The 19,638-nt window shown below is 65.7% G+C and carries 17 protein-coding genes; 10 read left to right on the plus strand and 7 right to left on the minus strand.

Translation table 11 applies throughout. From position 1 onward, the window contains the following. Nucleotides 1-161 precede the first annotated feature (161 nt). The 7 genes from CYD53_RS20500 to CYD53_RS20530 all read right to left on the minus strand — a co-directional run bounded on the left by CYD53_RS20500 (nucleotide 162) and on the right by CYD53_RS20530 (nucleotide 11,655). The gene (locus CYD53_RS20500) at nucleotides 162-2,315 is read right to left on the minus strand and encodes a PAS domain-containing sensor histidine kinase (protein ID WP_245928356.1); all 2,154 of its coding nucleotides are present in this window, start codon (nucleotides 2,313-2,315) and stop codon (nucleotides 162-164) included. Between the two features lie 659 nt (nucleotides 2,316-2,974). After that, nucleotides 2,975-5,620 (minus strand): aminopeptidase N, encoded by a 2,646-nt coding sequence (gene pepN / locus CYD53_RS20505; protein ID WP_103719935.1) that lies wholly within the window; start codon nucleotides 5,618-5,620, stop codon nucleotides 2,975-2,977. 194 nt (nucleotides 5,621-5,814) lie between these two features. Further along, the gene (locus CYD53_RS20510; protein ID WP_103719936.1) at nucleotides 5,815-7,920 is read right to left on the minus strand and encodes an alpha/beta hydrolase; all 2,106 of its coding nucleotides are present in this window, start codon (nucleotides 7,918-7,920) and stop codon (nucleotides 5,815-5,817) included. A 4-nt stretch (nucleotides 7,921-7,924) separates the two neighbouring features. Further along, nucleotides 7,925-8,539: a TetR/AcrR family transcriptional regulator gene (locus CYD53_RS20515; protein ID WP_210202389.1), complete on the minus strand. Its 615-nt coding sequence runs from the start codon at nucleotides 8,537-8,539 to the stop codon at nucleotides 7,925-7,927. A 62-nt stretch (nucleotides 8,540-8,601) separates the two neighbouring features. Next, entirely contained in the window at nucleotides 8,602-9,384 is a 783-nt protein-coding gene (mddA, locus tag CYD53_RS20520) for a methanethiol S-methyltransferase (protein WP_103719937.1), read from the minus strand. A gap of 424 nt (nucleotides 9,385-9,808) precedes the next feature. Next, nucleotides 9,809-10,093: a hypothetical protein gene (locus CYD53_RS20525; RefSeq protein WP_103719938.1), complete on the minus strand. Its 285-nt coding sequence runs from the start codon at nucleotides 10,091-10,093 to the stop codon at nucleotides 9,809-9,811. 104 nt (nucleotides 10,094-10,197) lie between these two features. Then, the gene (locus CYD53_RS20530; RefSeq protein WP_103719939.1) at nucleotides 10,198-11,655 is read right to left on the minus strand and encodes a cation-efflux pump; all 1,458 of its coding nucleotides are present in this window, start codon (nucleotides 11,653-11,655) and stop codon (nucleotides 10,198-10,200) included. Nucleotides 11,656-11,875: 220 nt separating this feature from the next. Between CYD53_RS20530 and CYD53_RS20535 the strand changes: the two genes are divergently transcribed. From CYD53_RS20535 to ureC, 10 genes are all read left to right on the plus strand, one after another. Next, complete coding sequence (locus CYD53_RS20535; RefSeq protein ID WP_103719940.1) at nucleotides 11,876-12,325, plus strand: VOC family protein; 450 nt, start codon at nucleotides 11,876-11,878, stop codon at nucleotides 12,323-12,325. A 13-nt stretch (nucleotides 12,326-12,338) separates the two neighbouring features. Next, the gene (locus tag CYD53_RS20540) at nucleotides 12,339-13,232 is read left to right on the plus strand and encodes a PfkB family carbohydrate kinase (RefSeq protein ID WP_103719941.1); all 894 of its coding nucleotides are present in this window, start codon (nucleotides 12,339-12,341) and stop codon (nucleotides 13,230-13,232) included. A gap of 310 nt (nucleotides 13,233-13,542) precedes the next feature. Next, nucleotides 13,543-14,214, plus strand: a complete 672-nt coding sequence (locus CYD53_RS20545) for a dienelactone hydrolase family protein (protein WP_210202390.1) — start codon at nucleotides 13,543-13,545, stop codon at nucleotides 14,212-14,214. Between the two features lie 119 nt (nucleotides 14,215-14,333). Further along, entirely contained in the window at nucleotides 14,334-15,185 is an 852-nt protein-coding gene (locus tag CYD53_RS20550; RefSeq protein WP_103719943.1) for an urease accessory protein UreD, read from the plus strand. 10 nt (nucleotides 15,186-15,195) lie between these two features. After that, nucleotides 15,196-15,531, plus strand: a complete 336-nt coding sequence (locus CYD53_RS20555; RefSeq protein ID WP_103719944.1) for a hypothetical protein — start codon at nucleotides 15,196-15,198, stop codon at nucleotides 15,529-15,531. Beyond that, complete coding sequence (locus tag CYD53_RS20560; RefSeq protein ID WP_083269318.1) at nucleotides 15,528-16,148, plus strand: urease subunit gamma; 621 nt, start codon at nucleotides 15,528-15,530, stop codon at nucleotides 16,146-16,148. The genes CYD53_RS20555 and CYD53_RS20560 overlap by 4 nt, the downstream gene beginning before the upstream one ends. A gap of 9 nt (nucleotides 16,149-16,157) precedes the next feature. Then, nucleotides 16,158-17,018, plus strand: coding sequence for a DUF1003 domain-containing protein (locus tag CYD53_RS20565; protein WP_425428327.1), 861 nt, complete (start codon nucleotides 16,158-16,160; stop codon nucleotides 17,016-17,018). 62 nt (nucleotides 17,019-17,080) lie between these two features. Further along, nucleotides 17,081-17,368: an AbrB/MazE/SpoVT family DNA-binding domain-containing protein gene (locus CYD53_RS20570; protein ID WP_103719946.1), complete on the plus strand. Its 288-nt coding sequence runs from the start codon at nucleotides 17,081-17,083 to the stop codon at nucleotides 17,366-17,368. After that, complete coding sequence (locus CYD53_RS20575) at nucleotides 17,365-17,760, plus strand: PIN domain-containing protein (protein ID WP_103719947.1); 396 nt, start codon at nucleotides 17,365-17,367, stop codon at nucleotides 17,758-17,760. Before CYD53_RS20570 ends, CYD53_RS20575 begins: the two co-directional genes overlap by 4 nt. 11 nt (nucleotides 17,761-17,771) lie before the next feature. Further along, complete coding sequence (gene ureC / locus CYD53_RS20580; RefSeq protein WP_103719948.1) at nucleotides 17,772-19,508, plus strand: urease subunit alpha; 1,737 nt, start codon at nucleotides 17,772-17,774, stop codon at nucleotides 19,506-19,508. Nucleotides 19,509-19,638: the final 130 nt, after the last annotated feature.

The following is a 19,638-nucleotide window of genomic DNA, read 5'->3' on the forward strand; positions in this document are numbered from 1 at the left end:
CTCAGAGAGTGTTTGAGACTTGAGCCCTCATCCTGAGGAGCCGCGAAGCGGAGTCTCGAAGGATGCTCCAGATGGTTCCGGAGCCTCCTGGAGCATCCTTCGAGAGGCGGGCTGCGCCCGCTCCTCAGGATGAGGGCTGTGGGGATATCGTAAACGGTTTTTCAGGCAGCCTGGGCGGTGATGCGCCCGGTGCCGCCATCCAGCGGCAGATGCACCATCACGATGGTGCCGGCGCCGATCGATGAGCGCAGGCGCAGCGAGCCGCCATGCAGTTCGGTCAGCGAGCGGGCGATGGCGAGGCCGAGCCCCGAGCCCTGATAGCTGCGGGTGAGGTCGCCCTCGACCTGCTCGAAAGGCCGCCCGATACGGTCGATCTTCTCCTTGGGAATGCCGATGCCGGTGTCCTCGATATAGATGTTGAGCGCGCCCGGCACCTGGCGCAGCCGCACCGCGACCTGCCCGCCTTCGGGCGTGAACTTGACCGCGTTGTCGAGCAGATTGCCGAGGATCTGGTAGAGCGCGTGCGGATCGGCCTCCAGGCGCAGGTCGCGCGGGCCCTCGATGCGCAGCGCAAGGTGCTTGCGGTCGATTTCGCCGCGCGCCTTGAGGACGGCTTCGTCGATGACCAGGCCCACCGCCACGTCGGATTTCTCGAGCCGCATCCGGCCGGCCTCGATGCGGGCCATGTCGAGGATGTCGTTGATGACGCCGAGCAGATAGCCGCCGCTGGAGCGGATATCGCGGACATAGTCGAGATAGCGGTCGCAGCCGAGGCTGCCGAACAGGCCGTTCTCCATGATCTCGGAGAAGCCGATGATGGCGTTGAGCGGCGTGCGCAGTTCATGGCTCATATTGGCCAGGAATTCCGACTTGGCCCGGTTGGCGCTCTCGGCCGCGGCCTTCTGCTCCAGATAGCGCTCGGCCATGTCGGCGAGCTGCTGTGCCTGCGCCTCCAGCTTCTGGCGCGAGGCCTTGAGGTCGGTGACATGCATCAGGAGCTGGTGCTCCGACTGGGTCAGGCGCTCCTCCTGCTGCTTCAGCTTGGTGATGTCGGTGCCGACCGAGACCGAGCCGCCATCCTTGGTGCGGCGGCCGTTGATCTGCAGCCAGCGGCCGTCAGACAGGCGCGCCTCATAGGATGAGGCGCCGACCGTGCCGCGCATGGTGCGCACCGGCTCGCGGTCGATATTGGGCTGGGCGCTCAGCGCCATCAATTGATCATGGCCGATGCCGACCTGGAGCAGTTCCGAGGGGAGCTGGTGCAACTGCTGGTATTTGGCGTTGCACAGGACGAGGCGGTTATCGGCGTCCCAGAGCACGAAGGCCTCGGAGATCGCCTCGACGGCGTCGCGCAGGCGGGCATCGGCGGTCGCCGTGCGCTCGGCCATGTTGCGCTGCTCGGAGATGTCGACGGCGATGCCGACGAGATGCTGCGAATGGGTCCGGCGGTCGATCACCAGCTCGGCGCGGGCCTTGAGCCAGACCCATTCGCCGGTGGCGCTGCGCACGCGGAACTCCTGGTCGAGATATCCGGCCTCGCCGCGGCTGATCGCATCGGCGAGCGCATAGAGATCGACATCGTCGGGATGGATGAAGGCGCTGACCTCGCCGAAGGACATGTAGTCGCCGGAGCGGTCATAGCCGAGCATGGCGTACATCGAATCCGACCAAAAGATCCGACCGCGCGCCAGATCCCAGTCCCACAGGCCGCAATGGCCGCGGTTCAAGGCGGAGTCGATGCGCTGGCGCACGCGGTCGCAGTCCTCGTCGGCGGCCGAGGCCCGCCGCGATTGCAGGATGAAGGCGAGGGTGATGGCGATGAGCACGAGCGCGGCCGAGCCGATCAGCGCCAGGAGCGCACTGCGGCGCTGCTGCCAGGTCGCAAGTGCGCGGGACACGGGCTGCATCACCGCGACCTGGCCGAGCGGGGCGGGAAGATTGCGGACGGTCGCGAACACCTCGGTCGCGCCGGGCAGGGTGATGCGCATCACGCCGGCGCGGTCACCGAACACGGTCAGCGGCTGGGTCTGGCCGAGGAGGTCGACCAGCGTGCGCTGGGTCTGGCCGATGACGGGTTCGCTGGCGATGACCTGTCCGTCGGCCGTGCTGACATGGACGATGCGGCCATGGGGGGCGAGGTGCTTGGAGGCCAGCGTTGCAAGAAGAGAGGCGGGGGAGGCGCCGGTCTGGACGGCGACTTCAAGTTCTCTCACGATCAGCGCCGAGACGAGATCAATGTCGCCGGCAGCATCGAGCAGGGCGTCATCTCGCATGGCCGTGGTTTGAACCAGCGCCCCGGCGCCCAGGATGAGCATGAACACGGCGACAAGCGCCGGCAAGACTTTGCGAAAGATCGGTTCGAGGCTCTCGAAGCGTTGATAGAGCGGATGCGTCAACGATCTGGCAACCCCCAGAATCGTGCCTGCGCGCATAGATGCGCAGCTCGCGTTGGCACGCGTCATGCCCGTCCCCCTTCGGATAATCGGTACCGTCAGTAAGATCGGGAGACGTGCCGCATCCCCTCGAATCACTTTGAGTTGAATCCGCGCGGGCTGGTTTGTCTAGCCTTGAGTTGAATCGGAGCGTCAGAATTCGCCTTAAGGTTGTGCCGACCGAATCAATGAATCCTGTGCGGGTAATGAAACGTTAACGTTTCGGGCAGGCAGCCCCTCGGTGCCCGTCTGGACAGCCTCTCGGTGCCCGTTTGGACATGTGAGCCCTCATCCTGAGGAGCCGCGCAGCGGCGTCTCGAAGGATGCTCCAGATGGTTCGGGAGCCTCCTGGAGCATCCTTCGAGACGCGCTCCTGCGGAGTGCTCCTCAGGATGAGGGCTCGCGGGGTTTTCAAGCGACGTCTCAGTGCCGCTCGGAGCAGGATGCAAAAAGCCGGTTCCCGCTTTTTGCGTCCTGCTCTCGGTTTTTGGTTTGACGCATTTTCTTCACGCGAACCGGCGTCCACTTCGCTCGAAAACGCTTTAGGCGAGGGCGCGCTCGGCGATATCGGCGACGTCCCGCGACAATCCAGGCGTCCGCGCGACCAGCGCCAGAGAGGCCCGGGCGAGGTCCTTGCGGGCGGGTTCCAGCATCTTCCAGCTCTTGAACGAGCCGAGCAGGCGCGAGGCGACCTGGGGGTTGGTCCGGTCGAGCGCGATGACCATGTCGGCGACGAATTCGTAGCCCGCGCCGTCGGCCCGGTTGAACTGGGTCAGGTTCGCCGCGAAGCCGCCGATCAGCGCGCGCACGCGGTTGGGGTTGCCGAGCGAGAAGGCCTTGTGCTGCATCAGCCGCTTGACGCGGTCGAGCGTATCCGTTTCGGCGATCAGAGCCTGCGCCATCAGCCATTTGTCGAGCACCAGCGGCTCGTCGGCATAGAGCGCGGCGAAGCGCTCGATCAAGCGCTCGCGCGCCTCGCCGGGGATCAGCGTCATGGCCGCGAGTGCGGCCAGCCGGTCGGTCAGGTTGTCGGCGCTCGAAAACTGCTGCTCCACCAGCCGGGCCCCCATCTCGGGAGTGGCGATGGCGATCAGCCCGAGCGCCTCGTTGCGCAAGGCGCGGCGGCCGGCGGAGGCCGCATCGGGCGCGTAGGCGGCCTTGGTGGCGAGCGTGTCGCGCAGACCGACCAGCGTCGCCTCGAGCACCTGCCCGATCGCGCCCGACAGGCTGCGATGAGCACCATAGATCGCGTCGGGATCGACATCGCCGCCGATCTCGCGGGCGATGTCGGCCGGGGCCGGCAGGCGCAGCACCTGGGCGGCGAAGGCCGGGTCGGCAAGCCCCTGTTCGCGCAGGAAGCGGTCGAGCGCGCCTGCGATCTCGTTGGCCTTCGCCAGCAGGGTGGCGGGGTCGGTGCCGGGGCGCCCGGCCGCGACCAGCGCCCGCGTCGCCACGCTCTGCAGCGCCTGCCAGCGATTGAAGGAATCGCTGTCGGCCGAGAACAGGCGCAGCAGATCCGCATCGGAGAGATCGAGTTCGAGCCGCACCGGCGCCGAGAACCCGCGCAGCAGCGAGGGGATCGGCGCTTCCGCGACATTGCTGAAGACCACCGAAAGCGAGGGCTGGTCGAGCACGATCAGCCCGTCGCCGGCATAGGCGGCCGATCCGGTCGTCAGGGGCAGGTCGCCGCCCTTGCCGACGAGCCCGAGCGCGACCGGCAGCACCACCGGCTGCTTGGTGGTCTGGCCCGGCGTCGGCGGCGTCGTCTGGGCAAGGTCGAGCGTGTAGCGCTTCGCCCGCGCGTCATAGCGGCCCGAGGCGACGATGGTGGGCGTGCCCGCCTGCTCGTACCAGCGCGCGAAATCGGAAAGGTCCTTGCCCGAGGTCTCGGCGAAGCAGGCCAGGAACTCCTCGATCGTCGCCGCAGTGCCGTCGCAGCGCTCGAAATAGAGGTCCATGCCGCGCTTGAAGGCGTCCGCGCCGATCAGGACCTTGAGCATGCGGATCACCTCCGCGCCCTTCTCATAGACCGTCGGCGTGTAGAAGTTGTTGATTTCCTTGTAGGCGCGCGGCCTGACCGGATGGGCGAGGGGGCCCGCATCCTCGGAGAACTGCGTCGCGCGCAGCGTGCGCACATCACTGATGCGCTTGACCGGGCGCGAGCGCTCGTCGGCGGAGAACTCCTGGTCGCGGAAGACGGTGAGGCCCTCCTTCAGGCAGAGCTGGAACCAGTCGCGGCAGGTGATGCGGTTGCCGGTCCAGTTGTGGAAATACTCATGCGCGATGATCGCCTCGATCGAGGCATAGTCGCCATCGGTGGCGGTCTGCGGATCGGCCAGGACATATTTGTCGTTGAAGATGTTGAGACCCTTGTTCTCCATCGCGCCCATGTTGAAGTCCGAGACGGCGACGACGTTGAACACGTCGAGATCGTAATTGCGGCCGAAGACGCGCTCGTCCCAGCGCATGCAGCGCACCAGCGAATCCAGCGCCCAGCCGGCGCGGCCGGCCTTGCCGGGCTCGACATAGACCGCAAGCTCGACCTGCTGGCCGTCGGCGGTGACATAGTCCGCGCGGACATGGTCGAGCGCACCGCCGACCAGGGCGAAGAGATAGGCGGGCTTGGGGTGGGGGTCGTGCCAGACGGCGAAATGCCGGTCACTGCCGGGCACTTCGCCCGTCGCGACGCGGTTGCCGTTGGAGAGCAGCACCGGCGCCTCGGCCTTCGCCGCCTCCAGCCTGACCGTATAGACCGACATCACGTCGGGCCGGTCGAGGAAATAGGTGATGCGGCGGAAGCCGTCCGCCTCGCATTGCGTGCAATAGACCCGGGACGAGCGGTAGAGGCCCATCAGCTTGGTGTTGGCTGACGGGTCGAGCACGGTCTCGATCGTCAGGGTGAAGCCGCGCTGGGGCGGCGCATGAACAGTCAGCGATTGCGGGCCGGCGGTGAAGGCGCTCGCATCGAGCGCGGCGCCGTCCAGCTTGATTGCGCTCAGCGCCAGCTCGTCGCCGTCGAGGATCAAGGGCGCGCCCGGCCGTCCGGCCGGGTTGGGCCGCAGGCCGAGCAAGGCGCGCACGCGGGTCTGCTGCGGGGCGAGGCTGATATCGAGATCGACCGTGTCGATCAGCCAGTCGGACGGGCGATAGTCCTCGAGGCGGATCAAGGGGGTGTCTTCGGCGCGCATGGACTGACCTGACAGAAGCGACTCTGGAGCCTCGTGTGTAGCCCGAGCCTCCTCCGCTCGAAAGTCCGCGCGCGCCGCAGGGCTGGAGCGTTTGCGAGCGAACCGGTGTCCGCTGTGCGCGAAAGCGCTTTAGCGGTTCTGGGTTCCCGGCCCATGGGTCTCTCCCATAGGCTTCGCCATGGCCCGGCTTCAGGTCAGAGGAGATCGGCAAGCATCCGCGCTGCCCGTTGGGCGCCCTCAGCCTCGACTGGCCTGAATCGCGGTGGTGCGTGCAGCGCCGCGACCATGGCCTCGGCGATCATGTCCGGCGTCGCAGTGGCGTAGTCCATACGCTGCCCCGCACTATACCGGTCGAGGCGATGGGCGACGTGGAAATTCTGTTCGAAGTGGTTGCGGAGCGGGAAATAGAGAAACGGCGTGCCCGCCGCCGTCAGCTCCATGCAGGTGGTCAGCCCGCCCTGCACCAGCGCGAGATCGCACGCCGCAAGATGACGGTCGAGGTTCGGCACGAAGGCATGCACTTCGACGCCGGCTGGCGCCATGAGCGAGGCAGGATCGATGCGCGGACCGGCGACGACGATCATGCGCAGCCCCGGGAGCCGTGCGCTGGCCATCGCATGGCTTTGCAGGATGCGCCTGATCATATGCCCGCCGATCCCCGAGCCGCCGACCGTCACGACGCACACGCGCTCGCCGCGATTGTAGCCGAGCCTCTCGCGCAACTCGGCCCGGCTGCCGAAGCTCTGAGGGTGCGCGCCGATAACGTAGCCGGCGAAATCGAAGTGCCTGGGCACCCAGTCGCGCATCGCCGGCAGGTCCCGGCCGAACGACAACGGAGCAATGTCCTCGGGATCGCCGACGAAGATGGCACGATCCCGGACACCCGGGTGGCGTTCAATGTGCCCGATCATCTCGGCATTGTAGTCGGTGGTCAGAAAGGCTTCGTGATCTCCTCCCGATGGCATGGGCACATAGCCGACGAAATCGGTGAGCCAGGCGAGCTTAGCCCTCTTCAGCTCCGGATGCTCGTGCCAATAATGGTCGATGTCCCAGGCCTCATCGGCGATCACGAGATCGTAGCCGCCCTCATCGACGGCATCCTGGAAGATCATGAAATTGGCGATCAGCACCTCATCCATCCGGCGGATGGCCTGGAAGGCATTGAGCTCGTGCTCGCCCGACTCCAGTTCGATGTGCTGCGTCTCGCTGGCAAGCCGAGAACTCAGCGGATGGATGGGCTCGCGATGCGCTTCCAGCAGGCGCGTCACCGGATCCTGCGCCAGCCAGTCGATCCGCAGCTCCGGGTGCAGTTTACGCAGCTCGCGGGCAATGGCGATGTCGCGGCGACCATGTCCAAGACCGATGGGCGAGGACAGGTAGAGCGCTTTCCTTGTCTTCGTGTTCCGCCGCACAGCGCCCTTCCGGGCGGGAATGCCGAGCTTTCGGTCGAGAAAATCGGCGATCAACGTGTTGCACTTCGCGGGATAGCGCCCGAACGGATTGTGGCCGCCACCTGGAATCGCAACGAGTTCGGCGCCGGTCACCTCCGCCACCGCTTGCGCGCGCGCAAGGGGCTGAATCTGATCGCTCTCGCCGTGGATCATCAGCATTGGGCAGCGAATGTTGCGATACATCGCCTCGCTGACATCGAAGGCTGGCGGAAGTGAGCGCGCTTCCACGGTCTTGATCAGAACGGAACCCGTGGTCTCGCTGGCCCAGCCGATTGCATCCTCGATCTGCTTGGTCGAGTGAGGATCCGAGAAGATGTTGCGGACGAAATAATCCGCGAAATCGGGATAGTTCCTAAGCCAGTATTCGCGGTTGTACTTGTTCCATCCCTCGAACCGTTCATGCTTGGCGAGAAAATGCTGCGGTGTCGCATAAGGGTGTCCGGGGCCTATGCTTGCCGATGTCCCGCCCAGAATTGCCGCTTTTGCCCGTTCGGGGTGATGCGCGGCGAGCGCGCAAGCCAGCATGCCGCCAAAGGAAAGACCCACGAGGATGGCCTCGCCGGCCTCGGCTGCGTCCATGACGGCAAGCGCGTCGGCGAGGTAGTTGTCCAGCGCGTACGCAGCCACAGCGGCGGGCCTGTCGGACTTGCCGTTGCCGCGGCCGTCATAGGCAATGCAGCGGAAGCGCTCGCTGAAATAGGGCAACTGCGCCTTGTAGACGCGGGAGTGCACGATGCTCCAAGGCGGCAGGAAAACAATCGTCTCCGGGCCGTCGCCATAGATCTCGTAGTGCAGCTTCACGCCGTCGCGATCGACGAAGCCCTCCTCGCCGGGCAGCTTTGCGCGCATGATCTCACCTCTTCGACGAAGCTCCTTCCGCCATGCGAATGAGATCGCCCACGCGCCGCAAGGATTGGCGCACGGGCGAGCCCTGCCTTTCCAGGCCGAGGAGATAAAGGCTTTCCGCCCCGATGAAAGCGTTGGCGACGAGGGCCGCGACCTCCTCGGGCGAGAGCGGGCCCAGGCCGCCTATTTCAGGCTCGCTCCTGCGCACGGCGTCCACGATGAGATCCACCCAGCCCATGATCCCGGTGCGAATGACCTCGGCGACAGCTTGGTCATGCCAGCTGGCGGCGATGAGCTCCTGTAGAACGCGCACATAGCCCGAGCCGATATCGTCGTCGAGATATTGGCAGGCGCGGTCCCATCGCTCCGATAGCTTGAGCGTCGTGTCGCCGAACATGGCGTTCTGGCGACTGAGCAACTGTGCGTTCAGATATTCGAAGAGCGCGAGCACGAGCCCCTGCTTGGAGCCGAAGTGATAGTGAATCTGGCTCAGCGGCACGCCTGCGGCCGCGGCCACCTCACGGGTCGACAATCCGGCATAGCCGTTCTGGCGCAGCACCTGCTTGGCCGCCTCGAGCAGCGTGACGCTGGTCTCCGGTTTCTTCGACAACGCGCCCGCCATGCCAATCCTTTCACCTCCCGCGGCACTTCATTCGAGAAGCGCCAAGGATCATCCCGCGTCGGTTATGGCCGCTTCGGCCTCGCCGACGGCGTTTCAGCGGAGCCATCTGCGACAACCTTCCGCCTGGGAAGCGGAATGAGCATCGATACCTGCTCGCGATAGCGGCGATATTGATCGCCAAACAACCCGATCAGATCGCGTTCCTCGAGATGGATCCCGATCAGGATGTAGGCGGTGGTCGCGATCGCAAACAGCAGATGCCCGGCCGTCATGGCGGGCGTTGCCCAGAAGGCCAGCAGGAAGCCGAGATAGATCGGATGCCGGACCTTCCTGTAGAAGAATGGCGTCTTGAACACCGGCTCAGGCAATGTTCGGCCACGTAGCCGGGCATAGACCTGGCGCAGGCCGAACAGCTCGAAATGATTGATCAGGAACGTGCTGATCAGCACGACGGCCCAGCCGACCCAGAAAATGGCCTGCAAGGCCCTGGCGCCGGCAGGATCGGTCACCGACCAGACCAGTTCGGGCATCGGCCGCCACTGCCAGTAGAGCAGCACCAGCGCTAGGCTCGCGAGCAGCACATAGGTCGTCCGCTCGACCGACTGCGGCACGAACCGCGTCCACCAGCGCTTGAACCCGGGCCGAGCCATGACGCTGTGCTGAATGGCGAAGAGCCCCAGCAACACCATGTTGATCAGCAACGCCGGAGCAAGCGGCCCGGCTGCGCCGCTGTCGATCGTCTTGGGCACCGGCAGGTTGCCGACGAAGGCGACGGCGTAAAGGAATGTGCCGAGGAACAGCAGATAGGCCAGCACACCGTACAGAACTGAAGCGATGCCACCCATGGCGATGCCTCCTTGACGTGGAGCTGCCGAAAAGCGCGGCGCCGCGCCTTCGTTCGGTCGAACGACCGATATAACTGAATGTAATATCGGTCGACCGACCGAGTCAATCGCCGGATCGGTCCTGCCCTTCCACGGATCACTCCAAACGGCTCCAGGAGCATCGGCCCGAAAAGTGGGAACCGGTTCTCGGATCAGCCGAGGCAGGTTCAAAGAGCATCGGCCCGAAAAGTGAGGACCGGTTTTCGGGCGAGCCGATGCAGGATCAAAGAGCATCGGCCCGAAAAGTGGGAACCGGTTTTCGGGTCAGTCGATGCAGGATCAAAGAGCATCGGCCTACGACCCGGCTCATGGCTGAAGCTCCGCCGTCATTCCGGGGCGATCCGAAGGCTCGAGCCCGGAATGACGGCAGAGAAAACGCCAGCGCTCAGCGCCAGCCGGCTTCCTTGTCGCAGGCGGCGCGTGCCGCCGGGTTGCTCTTTTCCCATTGCGTGATCGAGCGGGTCTCGTTGTCGCTCATCTTGTTGTTCATGCAGACGCAGTATTTGCGCACGATCGGCTCGGCCGCGCCGCCGGCATTGTCGATCAGGCATTGGCCGACCCATTTGGCGTCATCGGCGCTCTGCGCCAGGGCGGCTTGGCCGGTAAACAGGGTCTGGCCGGCGAGCAGGGCGAATGCGACGGCGGCGGTCGCGAAATTGGCAGTCTTCATCAGAGATGTTCCTCGTCATGCCGGCTGTTCGGAAGCGACAGCGTTTGGCGGCCGCAACCTCTCACCGGGACGTGGACCTGGAATGCATCGGCTGTGAACGGCGGTCACAACCCGGGCAGCGGATCGGGCGTTGTCGCCATGCGCGCCGGCTCTGCATGGCTGACGAGCCGGCAGACGCGCGGCCGCGCGATCCGGACTGCGCGCTCGATCGCATCGACGGCGGCATGGACGGCCGCGACATCGAGCGCGGGGTCGACGCGGCAATGATAGTTCACCACCAGCCCGTTCTCGGTCTGGCGCACGCGGACGCTGTGAATGTCGTGGATCGGCCCGCCGAGTTTTGAGGCTTCGCCCGCCAGGGCCTTGCCGATGTCCTCGACCGTCTCCCAGGCGGCGTTGTGACCCGCCGGTGCGCCGGTTTCCATCGGTTCGATATGGGTTTCGACCTCCGTCTCGCCGCCGAATTCATCCCGGATCGCCGCTTCCAGCCGGGTGGCGATGTCATGCGCTTCGCCCAGCGGCAGTTTGGCGTCGACCTCCATGTCGAGGCTCACCGAGAGCCGCCCGCCAATGGTGTGGACGGTGACGTGATGCACCGGGATCTTGAGCTTGAGCGCGATCAGCAGCACCTTCTCCAGCGCCGTCTCGTCATCGACCTGGATCGGGTTGGCGGTGATGGTGATCTCGGCGCCGGGCTCCTCCTGCTCGACGGCGTCGAGCAGCGACTGCTTGATCGCCACGACCCGGTCGAGCGGCAAGGTGCGCGAGACGCGGATGCCGATCTCGCCATAGGTTCGCCCGCCCGCCGGGCGGACCCTGATCCAGTCGACCGCCACGATGCCCGGCACGGCGGCCGCGATCTTGTTCAAGCGTTCGCCGACGCCCTCCGGTGCGGCATCCATTAAGGTGTTGATGGTTCGCCGGGCCAGCCTGAAGGCGGAAAAGGCGGTGAAGGCCGCGATCGCGAAGGCGGCGATCGTGTCGGCGCGTGGCGCCCCGGCCCAGACGCCGATGAGGCCAGCCAGCACCAGCGCGGAGCCGACGAAATCTGCCGAGAAATGCGTCGCTTCTCCGGCCAGCGCCTCGCTGCCGGTCTCCTTGGCGACGCGGCTCAGCGAGCGCCAGCGCAGCGCATCGACCGTCATCGAGAGCAGCATCACGCCGATGACCACGGGCGTGACGGCGACATATTCGGCAATGCCCTGCCACAGCCGCGAGCCCGCCTCCCAGAGGATCGCGCCGGCGAGCGTGAACAGGATCGCGGTTTCGACCAAAGCGGCCAGCGCCTCGAGCTTGCCATGGCCGTAATGGTGCTCCTCATCCGCCGGCTTGTCGGCGGCATGGACGGCAAACCAGGTGAACAGGGTCGAGCCGATATCGACCAGGCCCTGGAGGGCGTCGGTCAGCAGGGCCAGCGAGCCCGAGATTATCGCCGCCACGACCTTCGCGGCCGTGAGCAGGATGGTGGCCATCACGGACAGCATCGCCGCGCGGCGCTTGATCGCGCTGATCTGCAGCGCGGTCGGCGCCGGCCGCTCGTCTGCGTCATCCGTTCTCGTCATGGCAAATCCCGTATCGGGCTGTCATCAATGGGGCAGAGCAGGAGGTGGTTCGAAAACCAGTTCCCACTCGTCGGAGTCATGCTTCATAAAGGCCTGGAGCATTGCTCAAGCGAAAAACCGGTACCCGCTTTTTCGCGCAATGCGCTAGGAAGGCGCAGGGTTTGGCCCGATCCGGGATCGAGATCAACCCGCCCATGATCGAAACAAGAGGCAGTCCACGATGCGCTATCTCCACACCATGGTCCGCGTCACCGATCTCGACGCAGCGCTCGATTTCTACGTGACCAAGTTCGGGCTGGTCGAGACCCGCCGCATCGAGAACGAAAAAGGCCGCTTCACGCTGGTCTTCCTGGCCGCGCCCGACGAGGTCGAGACCGTCAGGGAGCAGGGCAGCCGCGGTCGCCCGACGCTGGAACTGACCTATAACTGGGATCCGGAGGTCTATACCGGCGGCCGCAATTTCGGTCACCTCGCCTATGAGGTCGACGATATCTACGCCACCTGCGACAAGCTGATGAAGGCCGGCGTCACGATCAACCGCCCGCCGCGCGACGGCAACATGGCCTTCGTCCGCTCGCCCGACAACATCTCGATCGAGATCCTGCAGAAGGGCGATCCCAAGCCGCCGGCCGAGCCCTGGCTGAGCATGCCGAACACTGGCGTTTGGTAGGCGCAGCGGCGGCATGAGCGGCGTTTTCTGCCTCGGCATCGCCACGCTCGATTATGTCTACAGCGTCGAGACCATGCCGACGCGCGGCGAAAAATATCGCTCGCGCGATCTCGCCGTGGTCGGAGGCGGCTGCGCCGGCAATGCCTCGGTCGCGATCGCGCGGCTCGGTGGCCGCTCATGGCTGGCGACGCGGCTCGCCGACGACCTGACCGGGGACCAGATCGTCGCGGAACTCAAAGGCGAGGGCGTCGACACCGGCTTCTCCCTCCGCGCGCCCGGCCTGCGCTCGCCGGTCTCCGCCATCCTGGTCGATGCCGAAGGCGAGCGCATGGTGATATCCTATTCCGATCCCGCCATGCCGGTGACGACGGATTGGCTGCCCGGGAGCCTGCCGGAGGGGGCGGGCGCGGTGCTGGCCGATACGCGCTGGGGCGAGGGCGCGCTCGCCGCCCTGGCGCTGGCGCGCAAGGCCGGCCTGCCGGGCGTGCTCGACGCCGACCGCAAGCCGCCTCAACCCGATCTCGTCGCGACCGCGAGCCATGTCGCCTTCAGCGCGCAGGCGCTGCGGGAGCTGTCGGAGGAGGAGGATCCGCGCCTCGGCCTTGCCAGGATCGCCCGCGGTGCCGAGACCTGGCTTGCCGTGACGCTCGGCAAGGAGGGCGTGCTCTTCGTCGAGAATGGTGCGATCGCGCATATCCCCGCCTTCCCCGTCGCGGCGGTCGATACGCTGGGCGCAGGCGATGTCTGGCACGGCGCCTTCGCGCTGGCGCTGGCGGAGGGGCAGGACGAGCGCAGGGCGGTCCGTTTCGCCTCGGCGACCGCCGCGATCAAATGCACGCGCTTCGGCGGCCGTGCCGGCGCGCCGCGGCGCGAGGAGGTCGAGCGCTTTCTGGTGCAGGCAGGCTGACGAAGAGCTTTAGTTTTCAGTTCGCATTTCGCCGGCACGGAGCCCTTGATTGTCGATTGTCCGAAAAGACTGTTTGGCAACTCCGCGAGCCCTCATCCTGAGGAGCCATTCCCTTGGGAATGGCGTCTCGAAGGATGCTCGCAGAGGCTCCGGAACTATCTGGAGCATCCTTCGAGACGCCGCTGCGCGGCTCCTCAGGATGAGGGCTGGAGTTTCCAAACAGTCTCTGAAAGCGTTGACTGCCTTTGCATGGCTCTGGCTCGGGATCGCCGCGGCCCCGGCGACGGAGATCTCCCGCCGAGAGATCAATGTGCCCACCCCGTCCGGGCCCGTGGCGATGGAAGCCTATGAACGCCAAGGCCAGGGGCCGCGCCCCGCCATCGTCGTCCTGAGCGGCAGCAAGGGCTTCGGCTCGCCCGCTTATGGCGAGATGGCGCAGGCGTTCAATGCGGCCGGCCTCGACGTTTTCCTTCTGCATGTCCTGTCGCGGGAGGATGTGCGGGTCATTGCCGGGGCCGGTGGCGCTGCGGCGCGGAAGCGATACTACGCGCAGCGTCTTCCCGATTGGATCGGCTCCGCGCGCGCCGCTGCCGCCTTCCTGAAAGCCCGGCCCCGCCATGCCGGGAAAGTTGGGCTGCTCGGCATATCGCTGGGCGCGAATGTGGCGGCCGCAGGCGCCGCCGACAATGGCGATATCGCAGCCCTGGTCCTGGTCGATGGCGGATTTCCCGAGGGCCACTCCGGGCAGGTTCGCGCGCTTCCGCCCTTGCAGCTGATCTGGGGCAGCGGCGACCGGGTTTTCCCGCTGTCACTGGGGCATGATCTGGAGCGGATGGCGCGGGGTCTGGGCGCAACGGCAGGCCTCGATGTCTATGAAGGCGCCGGGCATGATTTCTTTCTCCGTCCGGGAACCAGCCAGGCCAGGGCCGCGCATCGCAGCGCGGCGGATTTCCTGCAGCGACAGCTGGTGCAACGCCCCTGACTGGCGGCGGTTGATGGCAATGTTCTGCCTGAAATTTAGGCAGATGGGCTCGCGCAAGCCCTTGCCCGGACGGGAGCCGCGCGGAAGATTGGCGGCGTTCGCTCGTTTCAAGGTTTGCCATGTTCGCGCCGCCCGTGCCGGCAGCCAGTGACCCGCTCCTGCCGGCCTATGTGCGGGCCGATGGTGGCGTGCGATTGCGCTTCGGCCGGGTCGGGGCGCGGACGCATCGTCTCGAGCTGGCGGAATCGGGCGGCTACCGCGCCCGTTTTCCCACGACCTTCGATGCAAGCTGCGAGGCCGTGCTGATCAACACCGGCGGCGGCATGGCCGGCGGCGACACGATGCGGGTCGCAGCCGTATTGGAGGCCGAAAGCGACGCCGTCATCACCAGCCAGGCGGCGGAGAAGATCTATCGCAGCCAGGGCACTGAGACCCGTATCGAGACAACCCTCACGCTCAAGGCGGGTGCGAGCCTGGCCTGGCTGCCGCAGGAAAGCATCCTGTTCTCGGGCGCCAGGCTCGCGCGCAACCTGACGATCGATCTCGCCGCGGATGCCAGGCTGGTCGCCTGCGAGTCGGTGTTCTTCGGCCGCAGCGCCATGGGCGAGGCGATGCTGCGCGGCTCGCTGCGCGATCGCTGGCGCATCCGGCGCGAGGGCAGGCTGGTCTTCGCCGATGATCTGCGGCTCGAAGGGGCTGTGGCGGCGAGTCTTGCGCGCCCTGCGATCGCGGCCGGTGCGCGCGCCTCAGCCACGCTGGTCGCCGCGGGGCCTGAGCATCTGGCGAAGCTCGACGATCTGCGCGGGCTGCTCGCTGACGCCCTTCCTGATGTCGAGGCGGGCGCCGGCATCGTCTCCGATCTGCTGGTGGTCCGTCTGCTCTCGCGCGATGCGCAGGCGCTCCGTCGCGCCCTCGTCACGCTGCTCGGGCATGTGACCGGTCGTGCGCTGCCGCGCACCTGGTCAATTTGAGGAGAGCACCATGCTGGCGATCCACGGTCTGAAATGCATCTATGACACCGGCGCGCGCGGGTGGGCGGTCGAGCTCGCTCTGAGCGGCGAGGGCGAGGAGGCGGTGCGCCGTTTCGATGTCGACGGCCCCGATGATGCGGAGATGCTGATCGAAGCCTTCGATGAATCGACCTCCAGCACCTTCGACCCCGCCACCGGCGAGATCATCTTCGCCTATGAGTACGCCGAGCTTGACGGCGATGAGGACGAGGACGACGAGTCCGAGGAAGACGGCGACGAAGACGACGAGGAGGAGGTCGCCGAGGGCGAGACCTCCGAGGATGAAGACGAAAAGGTGAAGGCATGAATCTGACGCCGCGCGAAAAGGACAAGCTGCTCGTCGCCATGGCTGCCATGGTGGCGCGGCGAAGGCTCGAGCGCGGCGTCAAGCTGAACTATCCCGAAGCCGTCGCGCTCATCACCGACTACGTCGTCGAAGGTGCGCGCGACGGCAGATCGGTCGCCGATCTGATGGAGGCCGGCGCCCATGTCATCACCGCCGACCAGGTCATGGACGGCATCGCCGAGCTGATCCACGACGTCCAGGTCGAGGCGACCTTTCCCGACGGCACCAAGCTCGTCACCGTGCATGAGCCGATCCGCGGCTCGGCCGGCAGGCTCAAGCCCGGCGAGGTCACGACGCTGCCGGGCGACCTGATCATGAATGAGGGCCGCGAGAGCCTGACGCTCACCGTCGCCAATTCAGGCGATCGTCCGATCCAGATCGGCTCGCATTATCATTTCTACGAGGCCAACCCGGCGCTGCGCTTCGAGCGCGACAAGGCGCGCGGCTTCCGGCTCGACATCCCGGCCGGCACGGCGGTTCGCTTCGAGCCCGGCCAGACCCGCGAGGTGAGATTGGTGGCGCTTGCCGGCAAGCGCGAGGTCTATGGCTTCCGCCAGGATGTGATGGGCAAGCTGTGAACGGACCGATTGGTAATGAGTGATACCCTGAACGAAGCCGAGCTGCCGCCCGCCGCGGCGGTGGCGCAGCTCAGCAAGAAAAAGGGCGTCTGCGCGCTCACCGGCGTCGAGATGGCGCGCAAGAACCTCGTCGTCCTCGACAGCCTGCGGCCGACGCTGGTCGAGCATATCAGGCGCGATTTTCCCGAGCTCGAAGACCACAGCCTGATCAGCGTCAAGGAGCTGGCGCGTTATCGCACACGATATGTCGAGGAGATCCTGCGCGAGGAGCACGGCGAATATTCCGATCTCGACCGCGAGGTCGCCGAGAGCATCGCGCGGCAGGAGACGATCGCCGAGAACATCGAGGATGATTTCGAGGAGCATCGCACGCTTGGCGAGCGCCTCTCCGATGGTCTCGCCAAGTTCGGCGGCTCCTGGTCCTTCCTGATCAGCTTCGGCCTCGTCCTGGTCGTCTGGATGGCGATCAATGCGATCATCGGCGAGGGCAAGGCCTTCGATCCCTATCCCTTCATCCTGCTCAATCTCGTGCTGTCCTGCATTGCCGCGATCCAGGCGCCGATCATCATGATGAGCCAGAAGCGGCAGGAGGAGAAAGACCGGCTGCGTTCCTCGAACGACTATCAGGTCAATCTCAAGGCCGAGCTCGAAATCCGCCATCTCCACGAGAAGATGGACCACCTCATCACCCGGCAATGGCAGCGCCTCGCCGAAATCCAGCAGGTTCAGCTCGAATTGCTGCAGGATCAGCAGGCGATGAAGCCGAAACGGCCGAAGGTGGTGGTCAGGAAGGCGAAGAAGAAACCGAAGCCGAAGCCGGCTCTTGCCGACGCGCCGGACACCGGGCCGACCAGGCCGGAGAATTCCTGAATCTCTAGTTGTTCCTTACTTTTCGTGATAAGTAAGGCGTAGGCGATTTTTGGAATGGTGCCATGGCGAGTTTCGAGGCGCGGGTCAGTTCGAAGGGGCAGCTGACGATTCCAGCCGAGTTGCGGCGTGACTGGAACCTGCAGGAAGGCGACTTGGTCGAATTCACGCGCTTGGCGGATGGGCGCGTGATGGTGCGCCCTCGCAATCTGCCGGTTGCGGCACTCTTCGGCCTTTTGTCCCATCTCAAGGCCGACCCCGCTTATGCAAGCGACGATGAGGCGATCGCGGCTCAAGTCGTCATGGACGACAAGGCCACCATGACGGTGCGCAAGCGCTCCCGTGCAGCTTGATTGGCATCGATACGAATATTCTGTTGCGGGCGCTCATGGACGATGATCCCGTCCAGTCGCCTGCCGCGCGCGCCTATCTGAGCCAGCTCGCGCCGGCTCGCCCAGGTTTTGTGAATGTCGTCGTCCTGGCGGAGCTGACCTGGATCTTGAAGAGCAGGTTCAAGGCCAAGCCCGCTGATCTTCTGTTGGCCGTAGAGGCCTTGCTGGACAACGCTGTTCTGGTCATCGAAGCGCATGAAAGCGTGGCGGAGGCGGTCGAGATCGCCCGGTCGGGCCGATCCGGTTTCAGCGACGCCATGATCGGGCTCATCAACCGGCACGCCGGATGCATGGAGACGATGACATTCGATCGCGGCGCTCCATCGGAGGCCGGTTTTACGACTTTGACCTAGCCGGAGCAGCCATGCCCTTTCCCTTCCCGCGCAACGCCTATGCCGCGATGTTCGGCCCCACCACCGGCGATACGGTGCGCCTGGGCGACACCGATCTCGTCATCAAGGTCGAGAGCGATTTCACCACCTATGGCGAGGAGGTGAAGTTCGGCGGCGGCAAGGTCATCCGCGACGGCATGGGCCAGAGCCAGGTCCGCAATGCCGACGGTGCGGTCGACACCGTCATCACCAACGCGCTGATCCTCGACCACTGGGGCATCGTGAAAGCCGATATCGGCATCAGGGCGGGCCGCATCTGCGCCATCGGCAAGGCCGGCAATCCCGACATCCAGAGCGGCTTCGGCAATTTCAACCCGTCCGAGACCATCATTGTCGGGCCCGGCACCGAGGTGATCGCCGGCGAGGGCAAGATCATCACGGCCGGCGGCTTCGACAGCCATATCCACTATATCTGCCCGCAGCAGATCGAGGACGCGCTGATGAGCGGCCTCACTACCATGCTGGGCGGCGGCACCGGCCCGGCGCATGGCACGCTCGCGACCACCTGCACGCCCGGCCCCTGGCATCTCGGCCAGATGATCAAGGCGGCCGACGCCTTCCCGATGAATCTCGCCTTCGCCGGCAAGGGCAATGCGGCGCTGCCCGGCGCGTTGATCGAGATGGTCGAGGCCGGCGCCTGTGCGCTCAAGCTCCATGAGGATTGGGGCACGACGCCGGCCGCGATCGACAACTGCCTTTCGGTCGCGGATGATTATGATGTCCAGGTGATGATCCACACCGACACGCTGAACGAGTCGGGCTTCGTCGAGGACACGATCAAGGCCTTCAGGGGCCGCACCATCCACGCCTTCCATACGGAAGGGGCGGGCGGCGGTCATGCGCCCGACATCATGAAGGTGGCGGGGCTGGCCAATGTGCTGCCCTCCTCGACCAATCCGACGCGGCCCTTCACGGTCAATACGCTGGATGAGCATCTCGACATGCTCATGGTCTGCCACCACCTCTCGCCCTCGATCCCGGAGGATCTCGCCTTCGCCGAGAGTCGCATCCGCAAGGAGACGATCGCGGCCGAGGACATCCTGCATGATCTCGGTGCGCTCTCGATGATGTCGTCCGACAGCCAGGCCATGGGCCGCGTCGGCGAGGTCATCACCCGGACCTGGCAGACTGCTCATAAGATGAAGCTGCAGCGCGGGCCGCTGCCGGAGGATGCCGGCACGGGGGCGGATAATTTCCGCGCCAAGCGCTATATCGCGAAATACACCATCAACCCGGCGATCTCGCATGGCATCTCGCGCCATATCGGCTCCATCGCCGTGGGCAAGCTCGCCGATCTCGTGATCTGGTCGCCCGCCTTCTTCGGCGCCAAGCCGGACCTGATCATCAAGGGCGGCATGATCGCGGCAGCCCCGATGGGCGACCCCAACGCCTCGATCCCGACGCCGCAGCCGGTGCATTACCGCCCGATGTTCGGCGCCTTCGGCAAGGCCGTGACCTCGACCTCGCTGGTCTTCGTCTCGCAGGCTGCGGTCGCCAACGGCCTGAAGCAGCGGCTGGGCACCGACAAGGAAATGGTCGCGGTCGAGAACACGCGCGGCGGCATCTCGAAGAAGAGCATGATCCACAACGACGCCACGCCCGACATCCAGATCGATCCGGAGACCTATGCCGTGGTGGCCGATGGCGAATTACTGGTCTGCGAGCCCGCCAAGGAACTGCCGCTGGCGCAGCGGTACTTTCTGTTCTGAGAGCCGCCGCTCGGTCATTGCGAGGAGCGAAGCGACGAAGCAATCCATGTGTGGACGGCCCGTTGTTTGCAAGATGGAAGCGTCTGGTTGATCTGGTCGCTTGCGGTCATGTGTCCGGCCTGTTGGTGCG

Source organism: Allobosea psychrotolerans, from assembly GCF_002917105.1.
Lineage (GTDB): Bacteria > Pseudomonadota > Alphaproteobacteria > Rhizobiales > Beijerinckiaceae > Allobosea > Allobosea psychrotolerans.

Coding starts and splice junctions, on each gene's coding strand:
- CYD53_RS20525 (WP_103719938.1), bottom strand. CDS start 10,093: ATGAAGACTGCCAATTTCGCGACCGCCGCCGTCGCATTCGCCCTGCTC.
- CYD53_RS20540 (WP_103719941.1), top strand. CDS start 12,339: ATGAGCGGCGTTTTCTGCCTCGGCATCGCCACGCTCGATTATGTCTAC.
- ureC (WP_103719948.1), top strand. CDS start 17,772: ATGCCCTTTCCCTTCCCGCGCAACGCCTATGCCGCGATGTTCGGCCCC.
- CYD53_RS20530 (WP_103719939.1), bottom strand. CDS start 11,655: ATGACGAGAACGGATGACGCAGACGAGCGGCCGGCGCCGACCGCGCTG.
- CYD53_RS20550 (WP_103719943.1), top strand. CDS start 14,334: ATGTTCGCGCCGCCCGTGCCGGCAGCCAGTGACCCGCTCCTGCCGGCC.
- CYD53_RS20560 (WP_083269318.1), top strand. CDS start 15,528: ATGAATCTGACGCCGCGCGAAAAGGACAAGCTGCTCGTCGCCATGGCT.
- pepN (WP_103719935.1), bottom strand. CDS start 5,620: ATGCGCGCCGAAGACACCCCCTTGATCCGCCTCGAGGACTATCGCCCG.
- CYD53_RS20535 (WP_103719940.1), top strand. CDS start 11,876: ATGCGCTATCTCCACACCATGGTCCGCGTCACCGATCTCGACGCAGCG.
- CYD53_RS20510 (WP_103719936.1), bottom strand. CDS start 7,920: ATGCGCGCAAAGCTGCCCGGCGAGGAGGGCTTCGTCGATCGCGACGGC.
- mddA (WP_103719937.1), bottom strand. CDS start 9,384: ATGGGTGGCATCGCTTCAGTTCTGTACGGTGTGCTGGCCTATCTGCTG.
- CYD53_RS20500 (WP_245928356.1), bottom strand. CDS start 2,315: ATGCTCATCCTGGGCGCCGGGGCGCTGGTTCAAACCACGGCCATGCGA.
- CYD53_RS20570 (WP_103719946.1), top strand. CDS start 17,081: ATGGCGAGTTTCGAGGCGCGGGTCAGTTCGAAGGGGCAGCTGACGATT.
- CYD53_RS20555 (WP_103719944.1), top strand. CDS start 15,196: ATGCTGGCGATCCACGGTCTGAAATGCATCTATGACACCGGCGCGCGC.
- CYD53_RS20515 (WP_210202389.1), bottom strand. CDS start 8,539: ATGGCGGGCGCGTTGTCGAAGAAACCGGAGACCAGCGTCACGCTGCTC.